The organism is Microcoleus sp. F10-B2 (genome assembly GCF_036704965.1).
GTDB lineage: Bacteria > Cyanobacteriota > Cyanobacteriia > Cyanobacteriales > Microcoleaceae > Microcoleus.
On sequence record NZ_JAUBTB010000115.1, the window covers coordinates 1 to 18,234 of the forward strand.

At 45.8% G+C, this 18,234-nt stretch carries 13 protein-coding genes and 1 pseudogene; 5 read left to right on the top strand and 9 right to left on the bottom strand.

The window, feature by feature from the left end; translation table 11 throughout:
- Positions 1–53: 53 nt before the first annotated feature.
- The 4 genes and pseudogenes from QUA99_RS28770 to QUA99_RS33300 form a co-directional block, all read right to left on the bottom strand.
- Positions 54–428 carry a hypothetical protein gene (locus QUA99_RS28770; RefSeq protein ID WP_333243663.1) on the bottom strand — a complete coding sequence of 125 codons (375 nt, stop codon included), beginning with the start codon at positions 426–428 and terminating at the stop codon, positions 54–56.
- Positions 406–819: pseudogene (locus QUA99_RS28775) on the bottom strand (DUF4365 domain-containing protein); the annotation flags it as partial. The pseudogene QUA99_RS28775 and the gene QUA99_RS28770, both read right to left, overlap by 23 nt.
- A gap of 144 nt (positions 820–963) precedes the next feature.
- The gene (locus QUA99_RS28780) at positions 964–2,712 is read right to left on the bottom strand and encodes a hypothetical protein (protein WP_333243666.1); all 1,749 of its coding nucleotides are present in this window, start codon (positions 2,710–2,712) and stop codon (positions 964–966) included.
- On the bottom strand, positions 2,709–2,855 hold the full coding sequence (locus tag QUA99_RS33300; protein ID WP_333220798.1) for a DUF1016 N-terminal domain-containing protein: 147 nt from the start codon (positions 2,853–2,855) through the stop codon (positions 2,709–2,711). The genes QUA99_RS28780 and QUA99_RS33300 overlap by 4 nt, the downstream gene beginning before the upstream one ends.
- Before the next feature lie 722 nt (positions 2,856–3,577).
- Here QUA99_RS33300 and QUA99_RS28785 point away from each other — a divergent pair.
- Positions 3,578–6,367 (top strand): DUF3536 domain-containing protein, encoded by a 2,790-nt coding sequence (locus QUA99_RS28785; protein ID WP_333243669.1) that lies wholly within the window; start codon positions 3,578–3,580, stop codon positions 6,365–6,367.
- A 264-nt stretch (positions 6,368–6,631) separates the two neighbouring features.
- Positions 6,632–6,865: a ferredoxin-thioredoxin reductase variable chain gene (locus QUA99_RS28790; RefSeq protein WP_333243672.1), complete on the top strand. Its 234-nt coding sequence runs from the start codon at positions 6,632–6,634 to the stop codon at positions 6,863–6,865.
- Positions 6,866–7,155: 290 nt separating this feature from the next.
- Here QUA99_RS28790 and QUA99_RS28795 read toward each other — a convergent pair whose 3' ends face one another.
- The 4 genes from QUA99_RS28795 to QUA99_RS28810 all read right to left on the bottom strand — a co-directional run bounded on the left by QUA99_RS28795 (position 7,156) and on the right by QUA99_RS28810 (position 10,651).
- Positions 7,156–7,389 carry a hypothetical protein gene (locus tag QUA99_RS28795; RefSeq protein WP_333243675.1) on the bottom strand — a complete coding sequence of 78 codons (234 nt, stop codon included), beginning with the start codon at positions 7,387–7,389 and terminating at the stop codon, positions 7,156–7,158.
- 367 nt (positions 7,390–7,756) lie between these two features.
- The gene (locus QUA99_RS28800) at positions 7,757–8,551 is read right to left on the bottom strand and encodes a YdcF family protein (protein WP_333243678.1); all 795 of its coding nucleotides are present in this window, start codon (positions 8,549–8,551) and stop codon (positions 7,757–7,759) included.
- A 127-nt stretch (positions 8,552–8,678) separates the two neighbouring features.
- The gene (locus QUA99_RS28805) at positions 8,679–9,062 is read right to left on the bottom strand and encodes a hypothetical protein (RefSeq protein WP_333243680.1); all 384 of its coding nucleotides are present in this window, start codon (positions 9,060–9,062) and stop codon (positions 8,679–8,681) included.
- A 29-nt stretch (positions 9,063–9,091) separates the two neighbouring features.
- Positions 9,092–10,651 carry an AAA family ATPase gene (locus QUA99_RS28810; protein WP_333243682.1) on the bottom strand — a complete coding sequence of 520 codons (1,560 nt, stop codon included), beginning with the start codon at positions 10,649–10,651 and terminating at the stop codon, positions 9,092–9,094.
- A gap of 153 nt (positions 10,652–10,804) precedes the next feature.
- Here QUA99_RS28810 and QUA99_RS28815 point away from each other — a divergent pair, with 153 nt between their 5' ends.
- Together QUA99_RS28815 and QUA99_RS28820 are read left to right on the top strand one after the other, a co-directional pair.
- Positions 10,805–11,821 carry an adenosine kinase gene (locus QUA99_RS28815; RefSeq protein WP_333243685.1) on the top strand — a complete coding sequence of 339 codons (1,017 nt, stop codon included), beginning with the start codon at positions 10,805–10,807 and terminating at the stop codon, positions 11,819–11,821.
- A gap of 369 nt (positions 11,822–12,190) precedes the next feature.
- Positions 12,191–12,736: a transposase gene (locus QUA99_RS28820; RefSeq protein WP_333243688.1), complete on the top strand. Its 546-nt coding sequence runs from the start codon at positions 12,191–12,193 to the stop codon at positions 12,734–12,736.
- Between the two features lie 177 nt (positions 12,737–12,913).
- Here QUA99_RS28820 and QUA99_RS28825 read toward each other — a convergent pair whose 3' ends face one another.
- Complete coding sequence (locus tag QUA99_RS28825) at positions 12,914–17,104, bottom strand: hypothetical protein (protein ID WP_333243691.1); 4,191 nt, start codon at positions 17,102–17,104, stop codon at positions 12,914–12,916.
- A gap of 364 nt (positions 17,105–17,468) precedes the next feature.
- Between QUA99_RS28825 and QUA99_RS28830 the strand changes: the two genes are divergently transcribed.
- Positions 17,469–18,179, top strand: coding sequence for a hypothetical protein (locus QUA99_RS28830; protein ID WP_333243693.1), 711 nt, complete (start codon positions 17,469–17,471; stop codon positions 18,177–18,179).
- Positions 18,180–18,234 lie beyond the last annotated feature (55 nt).

Consider the following 18,234-nt stretch of genomic DNA (forward strand, 5'->3'; position numbering starts at 1 on the left):
CTTTTTTTGACGCTTCTATTGATTTTAACTATTTTACGCTGATTTGGGGATATTTACAAAACCGGGATGCTCCCAACTTCGCCACTTAATTTTTGGCTATTTGGGGTGTGAATTTGCATGACAATTCCCTGAATTATCGTGTTGGGAATGCTGGTAAGTAGTTCGCTTAAAATTTCAAATTGAGGGCGATTTTCTGCGTTTTCTAGGGTTTGGATTGCCTCGCAGATGCGGGCTGCATAATCTCCCAGGTTTTCCCGGTTAGGTAGCAATATTTCAAATTCTTCTGCATTGGCTGTTGGTTTGCGCCAAAGTGTGGCATTATCTAAAAAAGGTTGGTCTTCATGCCACCCGTGAGTTTGTAAGTAATTTCTCAGTTGATTTAGCTCGATTGTTTCGATAGTTTGGCTATCTTTTACGGTGACTTTCATGGTTTAACTCCTTGGTAATTCCCTCCATAATTGACTGATGGGCGGCGACTGTAAATTGGTTGGTTCTGGGGATGGTGACGGTGACAGCGTTTGTGTTTTGTGTTTTTGGCTTTCCCCGCAGCGATATCGAATATCCGCAGTTTCTGATGCAGAGTTCTGTTTCGGACTGGGTTAACCAGTCTTCCGGTGTTTCGGGGATTAAAACGATAACTAAAATTCGGGGAATGGCGAAGTCATCCATTCTTAAGTCGTCGTAGTTTTTGAGCTTGAGGGGGTAGCGGATGGAGTTATCGTCTTGGATATCTCTTGATGTAGATTTTAACTGCAATTCTAAGCGAGGTGCTCTAATGGGGCCAGTCCTGCCTTTCGCAGCTACTCCCCAGTCTACGCTGTCATCGTCTACGGAAGGTTAGTAGACGGAATAGCCGGCAACGGTGGTGACAGCTTGCAGGTAGACGTTGCTGAATTGTTCTTTTTGTTGGTTGATCTCCACTTCAATGTTTTGGCGATTAAATCTAACCAATATATTCTTGGGTTAATACCCTAATTCCCTGGCTGGAAGATCGGCCTTTACCCAATCGACAGGCTGTGAGGTTTGATTTATGATTATTGGCTGGTATGTACGATCATACCCAAGCATCTTAAAAACAATGCGTACCAGAATATCGTATAAATGATAAGTAATTCTTACAACATCATGTATATCGTATGTTTGTTCTTGGAAGCTAAAGTCACCCGTATGCACTGCAATTCCACGATATCTAGACAGAACACTGCTCCAATGAGTCCTTCCATCAGCTCGTGGGTTACTTTGATAGTAGGCATCAATAATGTCAGCATCATGTAAACCCAAATGCTTTAGTAAGTCAGTTACAGCTAGACCGAAATCCCTGTCTATGTTGCTAGAGTTAATCGTTTTATCAGCAATTTTGTTAAGTAACTTGCTTTGCCCTGAATCACTTGCAGCTTGTGCCGCATCACGAATCTCTTGTGCTGCAGACCTAAGAGTTGTATTGACGATATCCTTATAATCATCATCTAAGCCACGAAGTAAATTTTGTGTGGCTAGGTTATAGTGCTGACATAAATAATCGAAGGCTCGACAAATTTTATTTAGCTTGTCTTCAATAGTAAGGCTATATGAACTGCTTTGAACTAGGTCAAATATTACAGAACCTAAAGGTGCTTTTCCATAATGGGTTGAAGACTGAGCGCAGGTGAGTAAATAGCCAGTTTCCTGATTATATTGTTCCGAAATAGTTGTGTGTCCTCTTGAAAAATTGGGCTGACCGAATCTTTTATGGATGCGTCGGACAAGCCCACCCTTAGCATCTCTAAATTCAATCCAAGGAATTCCTACCTCAGAACCAGTAGCAAGACTCAGTAAAGGGAGAAGACCGAATGGTAGCCAGTTCGTCAATTTATCTATGTCAATAGATTCAGAGCCAACTTCCCCAACCATTACTGCTGTGATTGTACGTTGCACCTGACCAGAGTCCAGTTTGTTTTTACGTTCATTAAAATCAATTAAGGGTTCAATAAATCCCTGAGTTTCTTGGAAATTAAAGACAATTAAACGATCCCAATTACGGAAAAAAAAGTTCCTGAATGCTGCTATTTCTGTTGCATTATCTGCATTGTCAAGCCTGGGAATAATACGCAGGATATGGCAATCAAGCTGTGAATTTCGTTGACTAAAATCTGAGATTAAGTTAAATAGTGGAAACACCCAATATTTAGGAAGTTCAGCATTTATATTGTCAAAATATGAAGGAACTAAATAAAATTCAACTCTCGTGTTATTATCCCCGCCCAAACTAATGATAGGGTTGTAGACTATACTTCCTTGTGCGGAATAGGTTCCATCAGGAGTATTGACAGTTAAACTTTTACACGGGTTGCTTCCAAAACGATTTGTAGAAGAGAAACTACCCTCTTCCTCGGCGGGAGCTGCATTAAAGAATTCTATACAATTAAAGCTGAGGGGCTGTTCAGTATGGTACTTTGCTACGTTCATTTCAATACTGGAATTACCAAATTCATCAAAGTAAATTTTAACCCTTCCTTCGATATATCCTTTAGGATTTTCAAACTCAGCCCGTCCTTCTCCTTCATAGTCAATGTTGGTTAAGAACCAATTGTTATGGACACCGTTATTGTTTTTATTGGAACTCATGTCATTACTCATGGCATTTTTTATATTAAATAAATATAAATTCGAGAAAAAGCTGGGTGATTTTACCTGACGAATAACAGCACTTCTGGGGGCTTTCTCCTGATTCATTCTATCTGAGGAACTAAGAGATTTCGACTCCATCCTTGCTCGATACTATAGCGAATGTACCACTCGCGGTCAACAGGATATTTCACAGCCTCCAGAATGCGGAGATTCTGCCTCCAAGGAATTTGTGCAAGCACCTCTTGCACAAGACGATCGCCAGAAACCTAGTTTTTTTTTCCCACTTCGCCGTCAAATGCAGCATCTTCTCGTCCAAACCCTCCTCCTCCTCAAATGCCTCTGCCTCCGCCCTCACATACCTCTCAGGAGTTAAAACCTAACACTTACCGTTTTGATTTTTTGTTGCCTTTTGACTCCGCACCAGTGTTACAACTCTTCTGGAAAGTACATTTGCAGCAAATCTGCCCCGCCCTAACCCAACCGGCCTAACTTCTCCAGAACTTAGGTAAAAAGCACCTAAAGTATGATGCGAAACTCGGCCAAAACTCTTACTCTATAAATCCATCGGGCATTCAACCGATATCCACAACCGCCAAGATTTATTGCCAAAAATTAAATCTTTCCGGCGAAAAGTTGCTATTTAATGAATAAGACTTTACAATCCAGCAAGGTAAATGAAACTCTCAACGAGCAGCCCTGCAAGCACTAACCCGAAATGGGTCGCAAGTGCCAAAAAGCAGCAAAAGCTACCTTTTTTAACTCTTTCAACAGCAAAGCATTGGCAAAAAAACCAGGGATCGACGGTTGGCATCTTGGAACGAATGCTTTGCTAGCAATACTACAAATGTATCAAAACTTATCTGCCAAAATTTAGCTCCAACAGATGCCTAGCTGAAACTCTTGCTGCGTAAGGTTTCAGTTTCTAATTAGGCTGGTTTTATTGTCTTTAACTACTTGAGGATTCGATCGCATGGTTTCGATTTCTAAAACTCAATCCGATGTGCTACCTTTGTCTTCGCCAACCGTTACCGCTACAACCCAAAGCAGTGCGCCTGCTGCAACTGGGGTGTGCGTGACGGTTCACGGTCACTTTTACCAGCCGCCCCGAGAAAACCCTTACCTGGACGCGATCGAACGCCAAGCCAGCGCCTCTCCAGCCCACGACTGGAACGAACGCATTGACAACGAGTGCTACCGCCCGAACGCCTTTGCCCGCATACTCAACGACCGCGGCGAAGTCGCGGGGATCGTCAACAACTACGAGTATATGAGCTTCAACATCGGGCCGACCCTGATGAGCTGGCTCGAACGCTACGACGCGGAAGTCTACCAGCGGATTCTGGAGGCCGATCGCAAAAGCTGTCAGCGGCTCAACGGTCACGGCAACGCGATCGCCCAAGTATACAATCACATCATCATGCCGCTGGCTAACGAGCCAGACAAATACACCCAAATTCGCTGGGGGATCGCTGATTTTCGCTCCCGGTTCGATCGCGATCCCGAAGGAATGTGGCTCGCCGAAACCGCCGTAGACTACGCCACCCTCGAAGTTTTAGTCGCTGAAGGCATCCGCTTCATTGTCTTAGCCCCCTCCCAAGCCGAACGCTGCCGCCCGCTAATCGGGCAAAACCACGAAGGAGAACCAGCGGAAAATTCCGAATGGCACGAAGTCGGCGGCGGCCAAATCGATCCGACTCGCCCGTACCGCTGCTATTTAAAACCGGAAATGCGGTTACTGGCTGACCACCAACTATCGCCGCTGAGCACTCACCATTTTGGTCGCAGGCACTTCCAAAATTCCGAAGCCACACCTGTCAACACTCCCTACATTGATATCTTTTTCTACGATGGCCCGATCTCGCGGGATATGGGCTTCAACGACGTTCTCAGCAGCAGCCACCACTTGGCCGGGCGCTTGGGTCAAGCAGTACGGGGAGACCACCGACCGGCTCAATTAATCTGCGTGGCGACGGACGGCGAAACTTTCGGCCACCACAAAAACGGTACCGAAAAATGCCTCGCCTACGCCTTCACAGAAGAGTTTCCCCGCCGAGGCTGGACGGTGACGAATTTTGCTCATTATTTAAGTCAAAATCCTCCCGCTTGGGAAGTGGAACTCAAACCCGTGACGGCCTGGAGTTGCTCTCACGGGGTCGGTCGCTGGCAAGATGATTGCGGCTGCGGCGGCGGCGGCGAGTGGAACCAAAAATGGCGCCGCCCTTTGCGGGATACTCTCAATTGGCTGCGCGATCGGCTGATTCCGATTTACGAAGAAGCGGGGCGCAAGCTGTTGTGCGATCCCTGGAAAGCCAGAGATGAATATATTGAGGTCATCCGCGATCGATCGCCCGCTAACGTTGACAATTTCCTCGAACGCCATCAAGTCCGCCCCCTCGATGCCTCCGAACAGGTGGACGCACTGCGACTGCTGGAAATGCAGCGCCACGCCCTGTTCATGTTCACTAGCTGCGGCTGGTTTTTTGAAGAAATCTCGCGGCCAGAAGGCGTGCAAGTTCTGCGCTACGCGGCCCGGGCGCTGGAATTGGCGGGCGAAGTTACAGGCGTCCAGCTAGAAAAGGATTTTGTCGATCGACTAGCCCTCATACCAAGCAACGTTGACTATTTCAAAACAGGGGCGGAAGTTTACCGCAAACTGGTGGTGACAGCCCAAATTAGTCTCCGACAAGTGGCAGCCCACTACGCCATCAGTTCTCTGTTTGCCAAATATCCCCGCGAACAGCGAGTTTACTGCTATCAGGCCCTGCAGCAAGATTTCCAAATTCAGCGCATGGGATCGATGACTCTGGCTGTGGGTCAATTGCAGTTAACCTCGGAAATTACGCGGGAAACAGAGATTTTTGTGTTTGCGGCGTTACACCTCGGCGGCTGGGACTTCCACTGCTGCATTCAGCCTTTTGGCAGCCGCCGGTCTTACACTATGCTCAAAGAGCGGTTGTTTGGAGTTATGCAAGAAGCTTCGGCGGCCCACGCCATTCTGGAAATGGTGCGGCTGTTTGGGGATCAGTCCTTTAGCTTGCGGGATTTGTTTGCTGAGGAACGCCACCGGATCGTGCAGTTGCTGAGTCAGGAAAATTTGACTCGGTTGGATCAGCTTTACACTCAGGTTTACCGGGAAAATTACGGGGTGATGATGGCGTTCCACCGAGACGAGTTGCCGGTGCCGGTAGAGTTGCAGGTGGCTGCTGAGGTGGCTTTGGGACACCGCTGTTTGACGGCGGCTAAGGCCCTGGAAGTGGAAACGGAGGATGTGGAACCGCTGCTGGCCGAAATTGAGGCGATCGCCACTGAAAGCGGCCACCTCCGCTGTCGGTTGAATGTTCCCGAAGTAAAACAAATTTTGGAAAAGATGGTTTGGCGATCGCTAGACGCGCTGCTGCAAGCAGGATCGGGTGTGGAGGATCGCTCGCCTGTCAAGTTGGAAGCTGAGATCGGCCTGATCGAGCGTTTGATTGCTGTGGGCGATCGGCTGAGTCTGGGTTTGTGTTTGGACAAATCGCAGGAACTGTATTTCGATTCTCTGTACAGTCAAATTGTGCCTCTGTGTTTGGGCTGGCTGCAACGGCAAGATGCCTCGGCGGGCGAAAATGCGGGGGCTGCTGTTGCCTTGGAAATTGCGCGTTCAGGCGGCGGCTGGGAGTTGTCTTCGATCCGGCAGTTGCTGGAGTTGGGCCAAACTCTGGCCGTTGATGTTGAGTGTTGGTTGAAGCAGTTAAATCGATCGCTTGTCGATCGGCCATAAAATCAATTCCCGCCCTTGAGAATCCGCCCGATCTAGCTTGAAATGCCGATCGGGCCTGCGGGTTCAACCGACAATCGATGGACATTTCGGCTTCCCGGGCTCGCGGCTGGGGATCGAAGCACCGACAGACAGAGAACGGCCAACTTTCTGTGAGTTTTCGCTCTACTTATGTGGGAAGATAAGAAGACTGTCCGCAAAGCCTACAAGTGTTAAGCACCAGTAGGCTTTGCAGAGTTTTGAAGAGAGAACACTAAATATAAGTCTATGAAAGTTGGCGATCGCGTTTGCATTAAAAACTCTGTTGTTGTCTACCACCACCCTCAAAATCGCAGTCAACCATTTGATATTAAGGGTATGGAAGGAGAAATCGTGGCGATCGTTCACGAATGGCACGGCCGACCTGTCAGTGCTAATTGGCCGATTCTAGTACAATTTGACAAAAAATTTCGAGCTCACCTAAAAGAGGATGAGGTCGAATTGATATCTTCGGAAGTCTAGCTGTCTCAAAAGTTGAAGCCGGAGTTCAAAGACAATATCAAATCCGGTCAGTCAATTTTAGATTTTAGATTTTAGATTTTAGATTTACTCCACAGATGAATCTGGAAGCTTGAACTAGCGTCTAACATTTTTGGATCGGCACTACTCCTGCCGGAAAGCAAGTATCCGTTTTCGGGCGCGGGTCATACAACTGTTGTAGAGTTTGTAGTGAGGACTTCAGTTTTTTCTGTGGCTTTTAGTCGATGGGGGGACTAAACTCCTTACTACCAACCCTCTTTTTTATTTAACCCTTAATTTTTCGACCGTCTGCGGCTGAACCAACCGAAGATATTCAAATCTCCCTGCATTTTCTGCAATTCCTGCTGATGCTGCTTGGCTGTAGCGTAATACCACTGGCAGTGAAGTTCTAGTTCTTGACGGTACTTAATTTCGTCGTAAAACTCGCGGACAATTTGGTGTCTCTGAAAAATTTCGGCCGCGGGAGTCGGTTCTGGGGCAATTTTTTGCAACTCGTGGGGCAGCATGATTGTTTGGGGGCGACTGTGGCTAATATTGGCTGTATTGACTTTAAGCTAGCACACTCAATCGATTTTAGATTTTAGATTTTAGATTTTAGATTTTAGATTTTAGGTTTTAGATTTTAGATTTTAGATTTTAGGTTTTAGATTTTAGATTTTAGATTTTAGATTTTAGATTTTAGATTTTAGATCGTATCCGTTTGATTTGGAATTTTATCTGATGAAGTTTTCTAGGGGCGGGTTCGCCCAGATCTTTGATAAGTACAGACAAATTATATAAACCCGCCCCGCCCCTATAATTGGGATGCAACCGGATTTGAGATTAGTTTAAATTCTTCAATCTAAAATCCAAAATTTAAAATCTAAAATTCTGTTAAAGCCATCCCCGCAGACGATAAACGATTAAGCCGATGTATTCTTTCAAAGCTTTAGTTGACTGGTTTAAATGATAGGTATCCGGCAATAAATCCAAGGCGACTGCTTGCCAATTGCTTTGGGATGCTGCGATATCCTGCTGCGCGATCTGAAAGTCTGTTGGTACGGCAATTACTTTTATTCCCTGACGCTGGAAAATTAAGAGCGATCGAGTCATGTGCATCGCCGATGTCACTAGCAAAACCGGCCCTTTTATGCCTTTAGCATCTAAAATTTTGCGTACGTTGACGGCATTTTGATAAGTGTTGTGTGAATCGGGGTCTTGCAGAATTGCTGATGCCGGTACACCCATTGTTTGGGCAATTTCTGCCATGTCTGCCGATTCGGGAGACCCGCCGCCTTTCCAATCTACTCTACCGCCGCTGAGAATTAGCAAAGGAGCTTTGCCTTGCTTGTAAAGTCGGGAACCGTAGATTATTCGATCGCCCGCTTCCCCTAATTCTACCCAAGGACGGGGAGGTAAAGCTGCTTTGACACCGCCGCCCAAGACGATTATCGCTTCAGCTTGGAGGAGTTCGGCGGTTGGTAAGTTTTGCCATTCGAGCGATCGAACTAACGATTTTGAAACCCAACCGCTACTTCCGAGGAGTAAAATAATTAGAGCCGCAGCAATTGGCGCCGCCGCCCATTTCGGACGCTTCCAAAGTGTGATTAAAGCCGCCATCATTAACAGGCAACTCAACCCCAAAGGATAAATAAACAGCGGCAGGAGTTTCGATAGAAATACAAACATTCAATTGGGAATTTGGCATTGGGAACTTATACGATCGCGTAGCCGAAGTATTGAGTATTGGGACGAAGATGATTAGTGACTGTTAACTAATGACTAATGACTAATAACTAATGACTAATGACTAAAGCTAGCGACGATCCTCTGGCCCTGATAACCAGCCAAACAATGTAGCAGCTTCACGCCTAGAAGTCTTGCTATATTTATGGCCGTCCGTCTGCACTACTTCTTTATTGACGATAGCATCCGAGGTTGTATCTTTGGAACGTTTATTCGGGTTTAGTAGTAGTTCGTTGTGCCACCAAGCGACAATTAAACCGGCTGCCACGCCGCCTAGGACGCCAAGACCGAGACTCAGGGGCAGCGTACATCCTACTAAGCGAAACCCAACGGTAAACAACACAAACCATATCAGCGCGGGGCTAAACCCCTTGGAGTCTCCGGTAAATTTTGGCATGAGCTGCAAGTTGTGTTTGTAATAACACAGAAAGATATTTACAATATTAGCAGACAATCAAATTGGCAAGGGCGAGCGCTCTGCAACTACTCCCCACAAATCACGTTTAATTGTACCTCTAAGTCTTGCGCGGTATCTACAATGTTTACAGAAATTTGCTCTAATTCTGTCAAAGGTTCAAAAGCTGCTTGCTGCGAACTCAATAGTTCTGCTGTCGCGTCGGCAATATCGCCCCGACGCTGTTGCAGCCGTTCTCGCAAGACTTCAATTGGTGCCGTGCAGTAAATGATTTGCAGGGGCAAGCCGTGGGATTGAGCCTGATTAATTGCATCCGTTCTCAAGTTTTGGCGATCGAACTTTGCATCTAAAATCACATCCCAACCTCGGTCAGCCAGAATTATCCCCAACTCTAACAATCTACCATAAGTCCGTGCTGTCATTTCATCCGAGTACAAATCTTGCCCGCCGCGTTCATTTAAAGGAATTTCGCCTAAATGTTTGCGAACCGCATCCGAGCGAATGTGAATTGCCCCAGTGCGGCGAGCCAAATATCGAGCTGCTGTACTCTTGCCAGAACCCGACAAACCCGACATCAAAGTTAACTTTCCCCGGTGCGGTTGTGTGTATTCCCAAGCCAGTTTATAGTAATGAGCTGCTGTCTGTGAAAGCTCTGCTTTTTGGGCTGTTGAAATAGCAGCATCGTCCAACATTAACGAAGTTACTTTCGCTCTAACATAAGCTTGACGGCTCAAATACAGAGGCAACAGTTGCAGTCCTTCCCAATCTCCTGTTTGTTCGATGTAAGTATTGAGAAAAGCATTGCCCAAGTCTCTGCGCCCCCGCGATTCCAAATCCATTACTGTAAAAGCCACATCGTACATGACATCAACAAAGCGAAAAGGCTCGTTAAATTCAATGCAGTCGAATAGCAATATTTTCTCTTGCCACAATGCTATATTCCGCAAGTGCATATCTCCGTGGCACTCGCGAATTTTATTATTGGCAATCCGCAGGTTAAATAACTCTTGATTTTCCGCAAAAAACGCATCAGTATAATCTTTAGTTTCCTGATATTGTGCCTGAGTCTGCGGCCCGCCGATATATTTTTGCGAAGTCAGGTAATTGTTGTCTATTGCTGTACGAATCTGACTGACTTCGCCAAATGTGCGAATGTAGCTATTACTAATTGCCGTGCTGTGAAACTTGGCAACTTCCCGCCCTAAGTCTGCCATAAGTTGCTCAGTCAACAGTCCGCGCTCCAACAAACTGAGCAACAGCGAATTTTGAGGAAACTCCAGCATTTTAAGTGCGTATTCTACAGCAACTTCAGCCGGAGTTCTAGCAGGCAAGTTGCTACCAAATTGAAACGAATCCCCAATTTGAACAATTGGCAAAACTTCTAGATAAATTTCCGGTGCAGTGCGTCGGTTCAGCAGCAATTCTTCGTTGCAAAAATGCTGCCTTTTCTCCAAGGTTGAATAGTCTAAAAAGCCAAAATTGACTGGCTTCTTGATTTTGTAAGTATAATCTCCTGTCAGCAAAACAAAGGAAGCGTGAGTCTGAATTAGCTGCACTGGTTCTGTCACCCCGTGCGGGTAAAAACCGGGCTGCAACATTTGCTGAATCAGAGGTGGGAGAGAAGTCATAGCGATTTTAGATTTTGGATTTTAGATTTTAGATTGGGGATTTTGGATTTTGAATTTTAGATTTTAAGTTGGGGACTTTAGATTGGGAGCGGGGATGTTGACTTTAATCCGATTTATTATAGAGTTGATAGTTAGTGTAAAAAAAAAGCAGCGATGACAGAAAATAATCAAGATTCCCGTTCGGTGGATGTGTTTGGCGTGGGAAATGCCCTAGTGGACATTCTAGCATTGGTGGAAGATAAATTTGTACTCGGCCACGGGCTGAATCGCGGCGGGATGACGCTGATGAATTCGGAAAGGCAGGGGGGGATTTTGCACGATTTAGAGCACAATTCGCTGCAAATGCGATCGGGGGGTTCGGCGGCAAATACGATGATTGGTTTGGCTCAGAGCGGCGGTAAAGCGTATTATTCGGGGAAGGTTGCTAAGGATACTAACGGGGAATTTTACCGCCAAGATTTGCTGGCGGCGGGGATTGATTTTAACGTGCATCCTGCTGCTGAGTCGAACGGGCCTACTGGTACTTGTGTTGTGCTGACTACGCCGGATGCGGAACGCACGATGTGTACTAATTTGGGGGTTTCTACTACTCTGGCGGCGACTGATATTGATGTCGATCGACTGGCTCACTGCAAATACAGTTATGTTGAGGGCTATCTTTGGGATGCTCCGGAGCCGAGAAAGGCTAGCATTGAGACAATGGAACAGTCTAAGCGTCTGGGTGTGAAGGTGGCTTTTACTTTTTCGGATGGCTTTTTAGTCGATCGATTTGCTGATGATTTTCACAAGGTGGTTTCGGAATATTGCGATGTAATTTTTTGCAATTCTGATGAAGTTCGGAGCTTTTTTAAGGAGGAATCTTTGTCAGAGTGCGCTCGGAAAATGAGCGAGATTTCGGATTTGGCTTTTATCACTAATGGGGATAAAGGCTGCATGGTTGTGGAGAACAAACAGATTGTTGATGTGGCGGGATTTCCGGTAAAGGCGATCGATACTGTGGGTGCTGGGGATGCTTTTGCGGGCGGTGTTTTGTTTGGAATTACTAATGGTTTGAGTTCTACACAAGCGGCGCGCTGGGGCAATTATTTGGCTTCTATGGTGGTGCAGATTCACGGGCCGCGTCTGGAGGGTTCTCAGGCTCATCTTTTGAGTGAGGTGATTTCTGGTTAGGAATTGAAATGGGCGATCGCACTTTTTTTCATAAAGGGCGATTCCCTTCCGGATAGCTTCGCTTCACGCTCTTTTTTGAACAGCAGATGAATGCGGATGAACGCGGAGGGATTAAGGGCGATCGCACCAAATATACCTGTAGGGGCAATCCCCCCGTGGTTGCCCCGTCAGCGCTGGGGCGGGCACGGGGGCACCGCCCCTACAGTCAAATCGATTGAGTACGCAATGGCACTAGCGTCAAACGGGTAGGCGATCGCGCCAAATATACCTGTAGGGGCAATCCCCCCGTGGTTGCCCCGTCAGCGCCGGGGCGGGCACGGGGGCACCGCCCCTACGGTAAAATTGAATTGAGATCATAATTGAATTATCATGAAGTACGACGCTGCTAAACATCATCGGCGTTCTATTCGCCTCAAGGGATATGATTATTCTCAAGCCGGAGCTTATTTTGTCACTATCTGCATTAATGGTGGTTTACATACATTAGGAGAAATCCGCAATAGCCAAATATATCTAAGCAAACCAGGGCTGATGGTGCAAACTGTGTGGAATGAATTGCCATTGCATTATCCAGGTGTAGAAGTGGATGCTTTTGTGTTAATGCCAGATCACTTTCACGGAATTATTATTTTGACGCCAGACAATATTTCTGGCGATAACCCTCAGAAACCCATGACATTGCCAGATGTGGTTCACCGCTTCAAATCACTAACAACTGCTAAATACCGACATGGTGTTGCGAATTTATGTTGGACACCTTTCCCCAAAAAATTTTGGCAGCGTAACTATCACGAACACATTATTCGTGATGAAGAATCTTGCGAAAAAATTCGTGAATATATCCTCAACAATCCAATCGCTTGGGAAGATGAGCCTTTGCATCTAGAAAAATACCACCCCCAACCAGATATGTAGGGGCGGTGCCCCCGTGCCCGCCCCGTCTGGGTGTAAGGGCAACCACAGATTGATCGCTCTTTTTGTGTTAAGGGCGATCGCACTTTTTTTTACCGCACATGAACACCGATGGATGAGGGGGGAAGAAAGGGCGATCGCACTTTTTGTCGTAAGGGCGATCGCACTAATCCGATTATCCTAAATCACTGGCAGATTGATGGAGACAAAACTACCGCTTAGCTGACTTGGAGATACGCCGACAACAAGACCTAAGATTTGATTTGAACCTGCAATTTTGATGACAGTATTTCCCTCCTCGAAGTTCAAAAGTAGGTTAGATTCTGTTAATCCTTCTGTCAGTCCTATTTTATCTGCACCTAATTGGAAGTCTAAGATAGCATCTGGCAGGAAGTCGGCAGTTACAGCCGCATTTCTTGGTAGTACAAAGGTATCGCTGCCGGGGCCGCCTATTAAGATATCTCGACCTAAATCGCCGCTGAGGGTGTCATCGCCTTCGTTACCTTTCAGGCGATCGTTGTCAGTACCGCCTAAGATAATATCGTTACCCTGACCTCCAAAGATATTGTCATTTCCGCTGTCGCCAGTGAGGATGTCTTGACCTTTATTGCCGTAGATGATGTCATCTCCGCCAAGTCCGGCAAGGGTGTCATCGCCAGCGAAACCAGCCATGCTATCTGCTGCGTCTATGCCAACTAGATTGTCGTTTTCAGGGGTTCCTAAAACTTGACGCAGTGGAGGACGAGTTGGTGTAGGTGTAGGTGTTGGTACAACGTTATCTGTCCCCGATTCAGTACCGTCATTGGTGACTGTAGTGCTGGCGAAATCGACATCATTGGAGATGTCGGGGTCGTATGTTTTACTTGTTATGCTAGAAGTACCGGTGATGTTTCCAGTTGTCGGCGCGGTAACGGTTATGCTAACAGTTGAAATTTGACCTTTGGGTACATCGCCGAGGTCAAAAGTTAGTTCATTTCCTGACTGCTTGGTGGGGGCGATATTCGCGGAAACAAATTTAGCACCCTCTGGCAAGGTTTCGGTGAGGATTGCACCTTTAGCGTTATCAGTGCCGTTGTTGATGACTGCAACGGTGTAGGTGACGTTGCTTCCCGGTATGGCTGTATCGCGATCGGCTGTTTTAGTGACTGATAAATCTGCTGATTCTGTCACCTTAATCGGCAGCGGTGCGTAGCTGAAAACAGGTGCGTTGTTTTCATCCATCGCCATTGCGTAGACGTAGTAATCGCCAGTGGGTAAGCCTTGAGTGTTCCAGACGAAGTTGCCTGCACCGTCTTTTTCATCCAGTCCATCTTTGATGAGGATGCCATCGAAACCTTGGTTGTCATTGTCGTAGAACAGGCTAACTTTGGCATTGGAGTCAGAGTCAAAGGCGTTGTAATTGATGGTGACGTTTTGCCCGGTAACGTCTGTAGATGGGGCAGTCACTTGAACAGTAGGAGCTTTACTATCCCTAAAAGCGTTGTAGCGTATATTTCCTAAACCATTAGGATTAGCTAATTTGAGATCCCAAGTACCAGGTTCAGGGTTGCGGACAATAACAGCCTTGGTTTTCTCTCCCGTGAGATCGTTAACAATTGCAATTTTGTCAGTAGGGAAGTTACCTTCTGTGAAAATAGTATCATTTGGTGCTACTACCTCAATTTGTGCATTACTTGTCGGATTTTCCCAGTCGGCGCCAAGTAGAATCCATTCTGTGCCCTGAGCAACGGGGAAACTATTAGAAGTGTCCAAAGTTGAGCTGGCAATTTTGATGTTGCTTGAGCTTAAATCAATTTGCTCGGCCGTTCTACTGATGCTCTCTAGCTCTTTAGGACCCAGAGGCTGAAGTTCGCCTTTACGGTAGTAAAATCTGGTTCCCACATTAGTCAAACCAACATTTATTAGTGGTAGGTTGATTTTACCCCAAGTGGTAATGAAGTCATCATCTATTGACTCATTGTTGCGATACTGGAATTGAAAATTACCCGACGCAATCTCTCTATTTCTGAAGAATCCGAACAAATCTGCATCAGGTAATTTTAGCTTGCCCACACCTGATGCGTCTGTATCAAGTGTTTTAGTATTTGTGGTTAAATTAACGGACCCGTTGATTGTGTTATTAAGTAAACCTGCATTTCCTTTGACCTTGATGTTTTTTTCAACAAAATTCAGGGTAACTTCACCTTGAGCATTGAAGATCGCATCATTAATGATTGCTAGTTTTCCACCCAAAGTAGCTTGTTTATTAAATTGACTTCTGCCTTCGACTTGAAGATCGAAAAGTGTAGCTTCAATGGGAGTTTTAATGCCAAAGACTTCATCAAATTCTTTCCCTACAGGTATCAAAACTTTTGGACCGTATGAAAATCCTAAGCTTCCTCCCAGTTCAATGGGTTCACTTGTAGATGAGGCAAGATTGTTAACGGTGAACTTTCCCCTCTGTAAAAAAACAGATTGACCAAGAGGAGGGATAGGGGGCGTGATAGCAAAGTTGATATTGTCAACCTCGGCAGCAAAGCTGTTAAGTTCAAATTTCAAACCTTTCGTGAAACCAAATTCTAAGCCTAAAGCTTCACCTACAAGTTGTTCTCCGGCTTTAAATGGACCTGGAAATGGTGATTGTGGCGCGAAAGGTAAATTTACCTTTCCCTTGGCAGTGAAATCTCCTTTATCAGTATCAACACTGAATAATAGTTCATTGATTCCCCAACCTCCCGGCAGGCCAACATTCTTAATAGAGGCTACTCCTTTGAGACCTGGTTTGCCATCTTTAAGCTGCAAGTAGTTATCACCAGCAAGATCAATAGTAATTTCTGGCTTTAGTTTAAGAAGTGGACCTGCTTTGGTAAATGGTTCGGCAACAAGCTTGCCTTGAATTTTGAATGTTTTTTCGGCCGGAATATAGGATAAGTCAACGTCTGTTTGGGTAATATCAAAGAACTCATTGAAAAGTTTGTACTTTTGACTGGGTAGAGATATTTTACCGCTGAAACCTGTCCGAGGCCCATTTTTATCAATAAAGAGTGAGTTTGGTCCACCACCAAGCACTATTCTAGCTCCACCCAGCCCTTCCGGAAAGGTGAACTCGCTCCCAAGGGCAATCTCATTTGAGTTGAAAGTTAAACTTGTAAAATCGATATCTACGCCACCCGGCTTAAACTGACCAGGTAAACCTCTGAGATCGGTGAGTTCAGATGTAGTGGCATTCCCAACGTCAATAGCAAATTTGCCTTGAAACAGAGGTTCTGTTACATTTCCAATATTAGAAAAAACAGTCCCATCAACACTCAACTTTTTCTCATCATACTCCACTTTCCCTTGCTGAACAGTGATTAATGGGAATGTTCCATCTTTGCGCCCGATTTGGATAGTACCCGATGCTTCGTAGCGCTTGGTTTTATCGTTGAATGTGAATTGACCGTTAACTACCTTGAATTTCAGCGGATCTAGATCCACTTCACCACTAGAATCGGGTTTGGGAATTTGACTCGGAGGTAAAGTTGAAGTCGGAGTTGGAGTTGGAACCGGAGTGGGATTTGAAATTGGGGGTGTTGGAGTCGGAGTCGGAGTTGGAGTCGGAGTCGGAGTTAGGGGAGTTGTTGTCGGAGTCGGAGTTAGGGGAGTTGGTGTCGGAGTCGGAGTTGGGGGAGTTGGTGTCGGAGGTGTCGGAGTTGGGGGAGTTGGTGTCGGAGGTGTCGGAGTTGGGGGAGTTGGTGTCGGAGTCGGAGTCGGTGTTGCAGATGGAATAGACGATGCTCCCCCAATTAGATCGCTAACACCCGTTAAATTTTTATCCAGTGTACCTGTTCCCGTTGTGGAATTGATAGTAATTCGCTTTCGATCTTCCGTGAAACCGATAAGATTGCCATTTTCAAATGACAGACCAAAAACATTTGTAAAGCCAATATCACCTATTTTCGTTATTTGACCTGTCAGGGATACGGAAAACAAGCTATCGTTTGTTGAGCCGTTTGATGTGGCAAAAAATTGATTATTAGCAGCATCAAATACTAAGTCACCACTACTTTCAAAGTCTGACCCCAAGTTGGCGACTAAATTTGCTGCGCCGGTACTGCTATTAATGGTGTACAAATTAGAACCACCAGCACCATAAAGTATATTGTTGGCAAATTCTAAAGCATTCAACCCAGCAAAAAAACCTAAACCAAAGTTGCCAACAAGTGAAGCAGAGCCTAAATCTCGATCTATTTTATATAAATTGTCCAACGTAATTCCGAAAAGCTCACCGCTATTAGATAAGGCAATGTCAGAGAAATTTAGGTTACTTGTTGCTATTTGTGAAAAATTTCCTAATGTTCCATCTACTGTTCCGATTTTTCCATCTCGCGTAGCAATTATAGATTCCGTCATAATCTCATCTCCTCAAAAATATAGTTGCGTCAAAACCAGCAAAGCCCGCCTAGCAAGCCTTCCTAGATATCTATCAGGGCCTTCATCTGCTTTTTATGCAGTTCGCCCAGTTTTTGTAATAAAACTTTACATCGCTCCCAACAGCCGATCGGCTGTATCCCCGATCGCCCGCCAGATGCACCGTCAAACGTAGTTGACAGCAAAACACATCATTTCACAATACTCCAAAATCCTGAATCTTTATCGGCTAAACGGCTCACAATTTGGCTCAACATAAAAGGCTCATTTGGCTCATTTGGCTCATTTGGCTCACCAAATCATGTAACATTATTTGCTAAGGCAGAATTTCCGTAGAGGAGTAGCAATGGCAGGTTTGCTCAGAGCATCCGAAGAAGGGCTAAAAATCATTGACATGGTAAGACGCAATCTCGGATGGAATAAAGCAGATGAGCTCTGGTGTCAGGCTGCTCTCACTTCAAAAGCAACTTTAAAGCGATTTTGGACGCAGCAACCAATTAGACGAGAGACTTTTATACACATTTGCAAAGCTGTAGGTGTGAAAAACTGGCAAGACATTGTTGCGCGAGAAATTCAGGAACCAGAATTACTATCAGCCGCGATCGCAGATATCCCCCTAGACAGTGAAACCGATCGCACTTTCCCCCTCCCAGAAAACTTACCCCCCGTCCGAAATTGGGTACAGCGCACCAAAGAAATCGACACCTTAAAAACCCTAATTGTTGAACCCCATCTTGTAGGGGCGGTGCCCCCGTGCCCGCCCTGGGGGGTTCCCATCGCCATCTCAATTGTCGGATTACCAGGCATCGGAAAAACCACCCTCGTCAGCCAACTAATTCGCCAAATCCACACAGAAAAAACCCCCTTCACCTGCGCCGCTTGGCAATCCTTGCAATCCGCAACAGGCAAAGCACCCCCCTGCGATCGCACCATTGACTCGCTGCTATTCGCCCTCTCCAACGGCGACATCACCACCGCCGTCAATCCTCAAGAAGACTCTTTCCAAAAGAGCGAAAAACTGATAAAAATTCTCAGAGATAAGCTGCTACGCAGCTAAACCGGATAAAATAGCATTGCCTTTATTTTTGATTTTTCGCTCCCATTTAATAACC

Bases quoted from the DNA above. Each gene is read 5' to 3' on its own strand.
- QUA99_RS28770 (WP_333243663.1), bottom strand. From the start codon at position 428: ATGAAAGTCACCGTAAAAGATAGCCAAACTATCGAAACAATCGAGCTA.
- QUA99_RS28780 (WP_333243666.1), bottom strand. From the start codon at position 2,712: ATGAATCAGGAGAAAGCCCCCAGAAGTGCTGTTATTCGTCAGGTAAAA.
- QUA99_RS28785 (WP_333243669.1), top strand. From the start codon at position 3,578: ATGGTTTCGATTTCTAAAACTCAATCCGATGTGCTACCTTTGTCTTCG.
- QUA99_RS28790 (WP_333243672.1), top strand. From the start codon at position 6,632: ATGAAAGTTGGCGATCGCGTTTGCATTAAAAACTCTGTTGTTGTCTAC.
- QUA99_RS28795 (WP_333243675.1), bottom strand. From the start codon at position 7,389: ATGCTGCCCCACGAGTTGCAAAAAATTGCCCCAGAACCGACTCCCGCG.
- QUA99_RS28800 (WP_333243678.1), bottom strand. From the start codon at position 8,551: ATGTTTGTATTTCTATCGAAACTCCTGCCGCTGTTTATTTATCCTTTG.
- QUA99_RS28810 (WP_333243682.1), bottom strand. From the start codon at position 10,651: ATGACTTCTCTCCCACCTCTGATTCAGCAAATGTTGCAGCCCGGTTTT.
- QUA99_RS28815 (WP_333243685.1), top strand. From the start codon at position 10,805: ATGACAGAAAATAATCAAGATTCCCGTTCGGTGGATGTGTTTGGCGTG.
- QUA99_RS28820 (WP_333243688.1), top strand. From the start codon at position 12,191: ATGAAGTACGACGCTGCTAAACATCATCGGCGTTCTATTCGCCTCAAG.
- QUA99_RS28825 (WP_333243691.1), bottom strand. From the start codon at position 17,104: ATGACGGAATCTATAATTGCTACGCGAGATGGAAAAATCGGAACAGTA.
- QUA99_RS28830 (WP_333243693.1), top strand. From the start codon at position 17,469: ATGGCAGGTTTGCTCAGAGCATCCGAAGAAGGGCTAAAAATCATTGAC.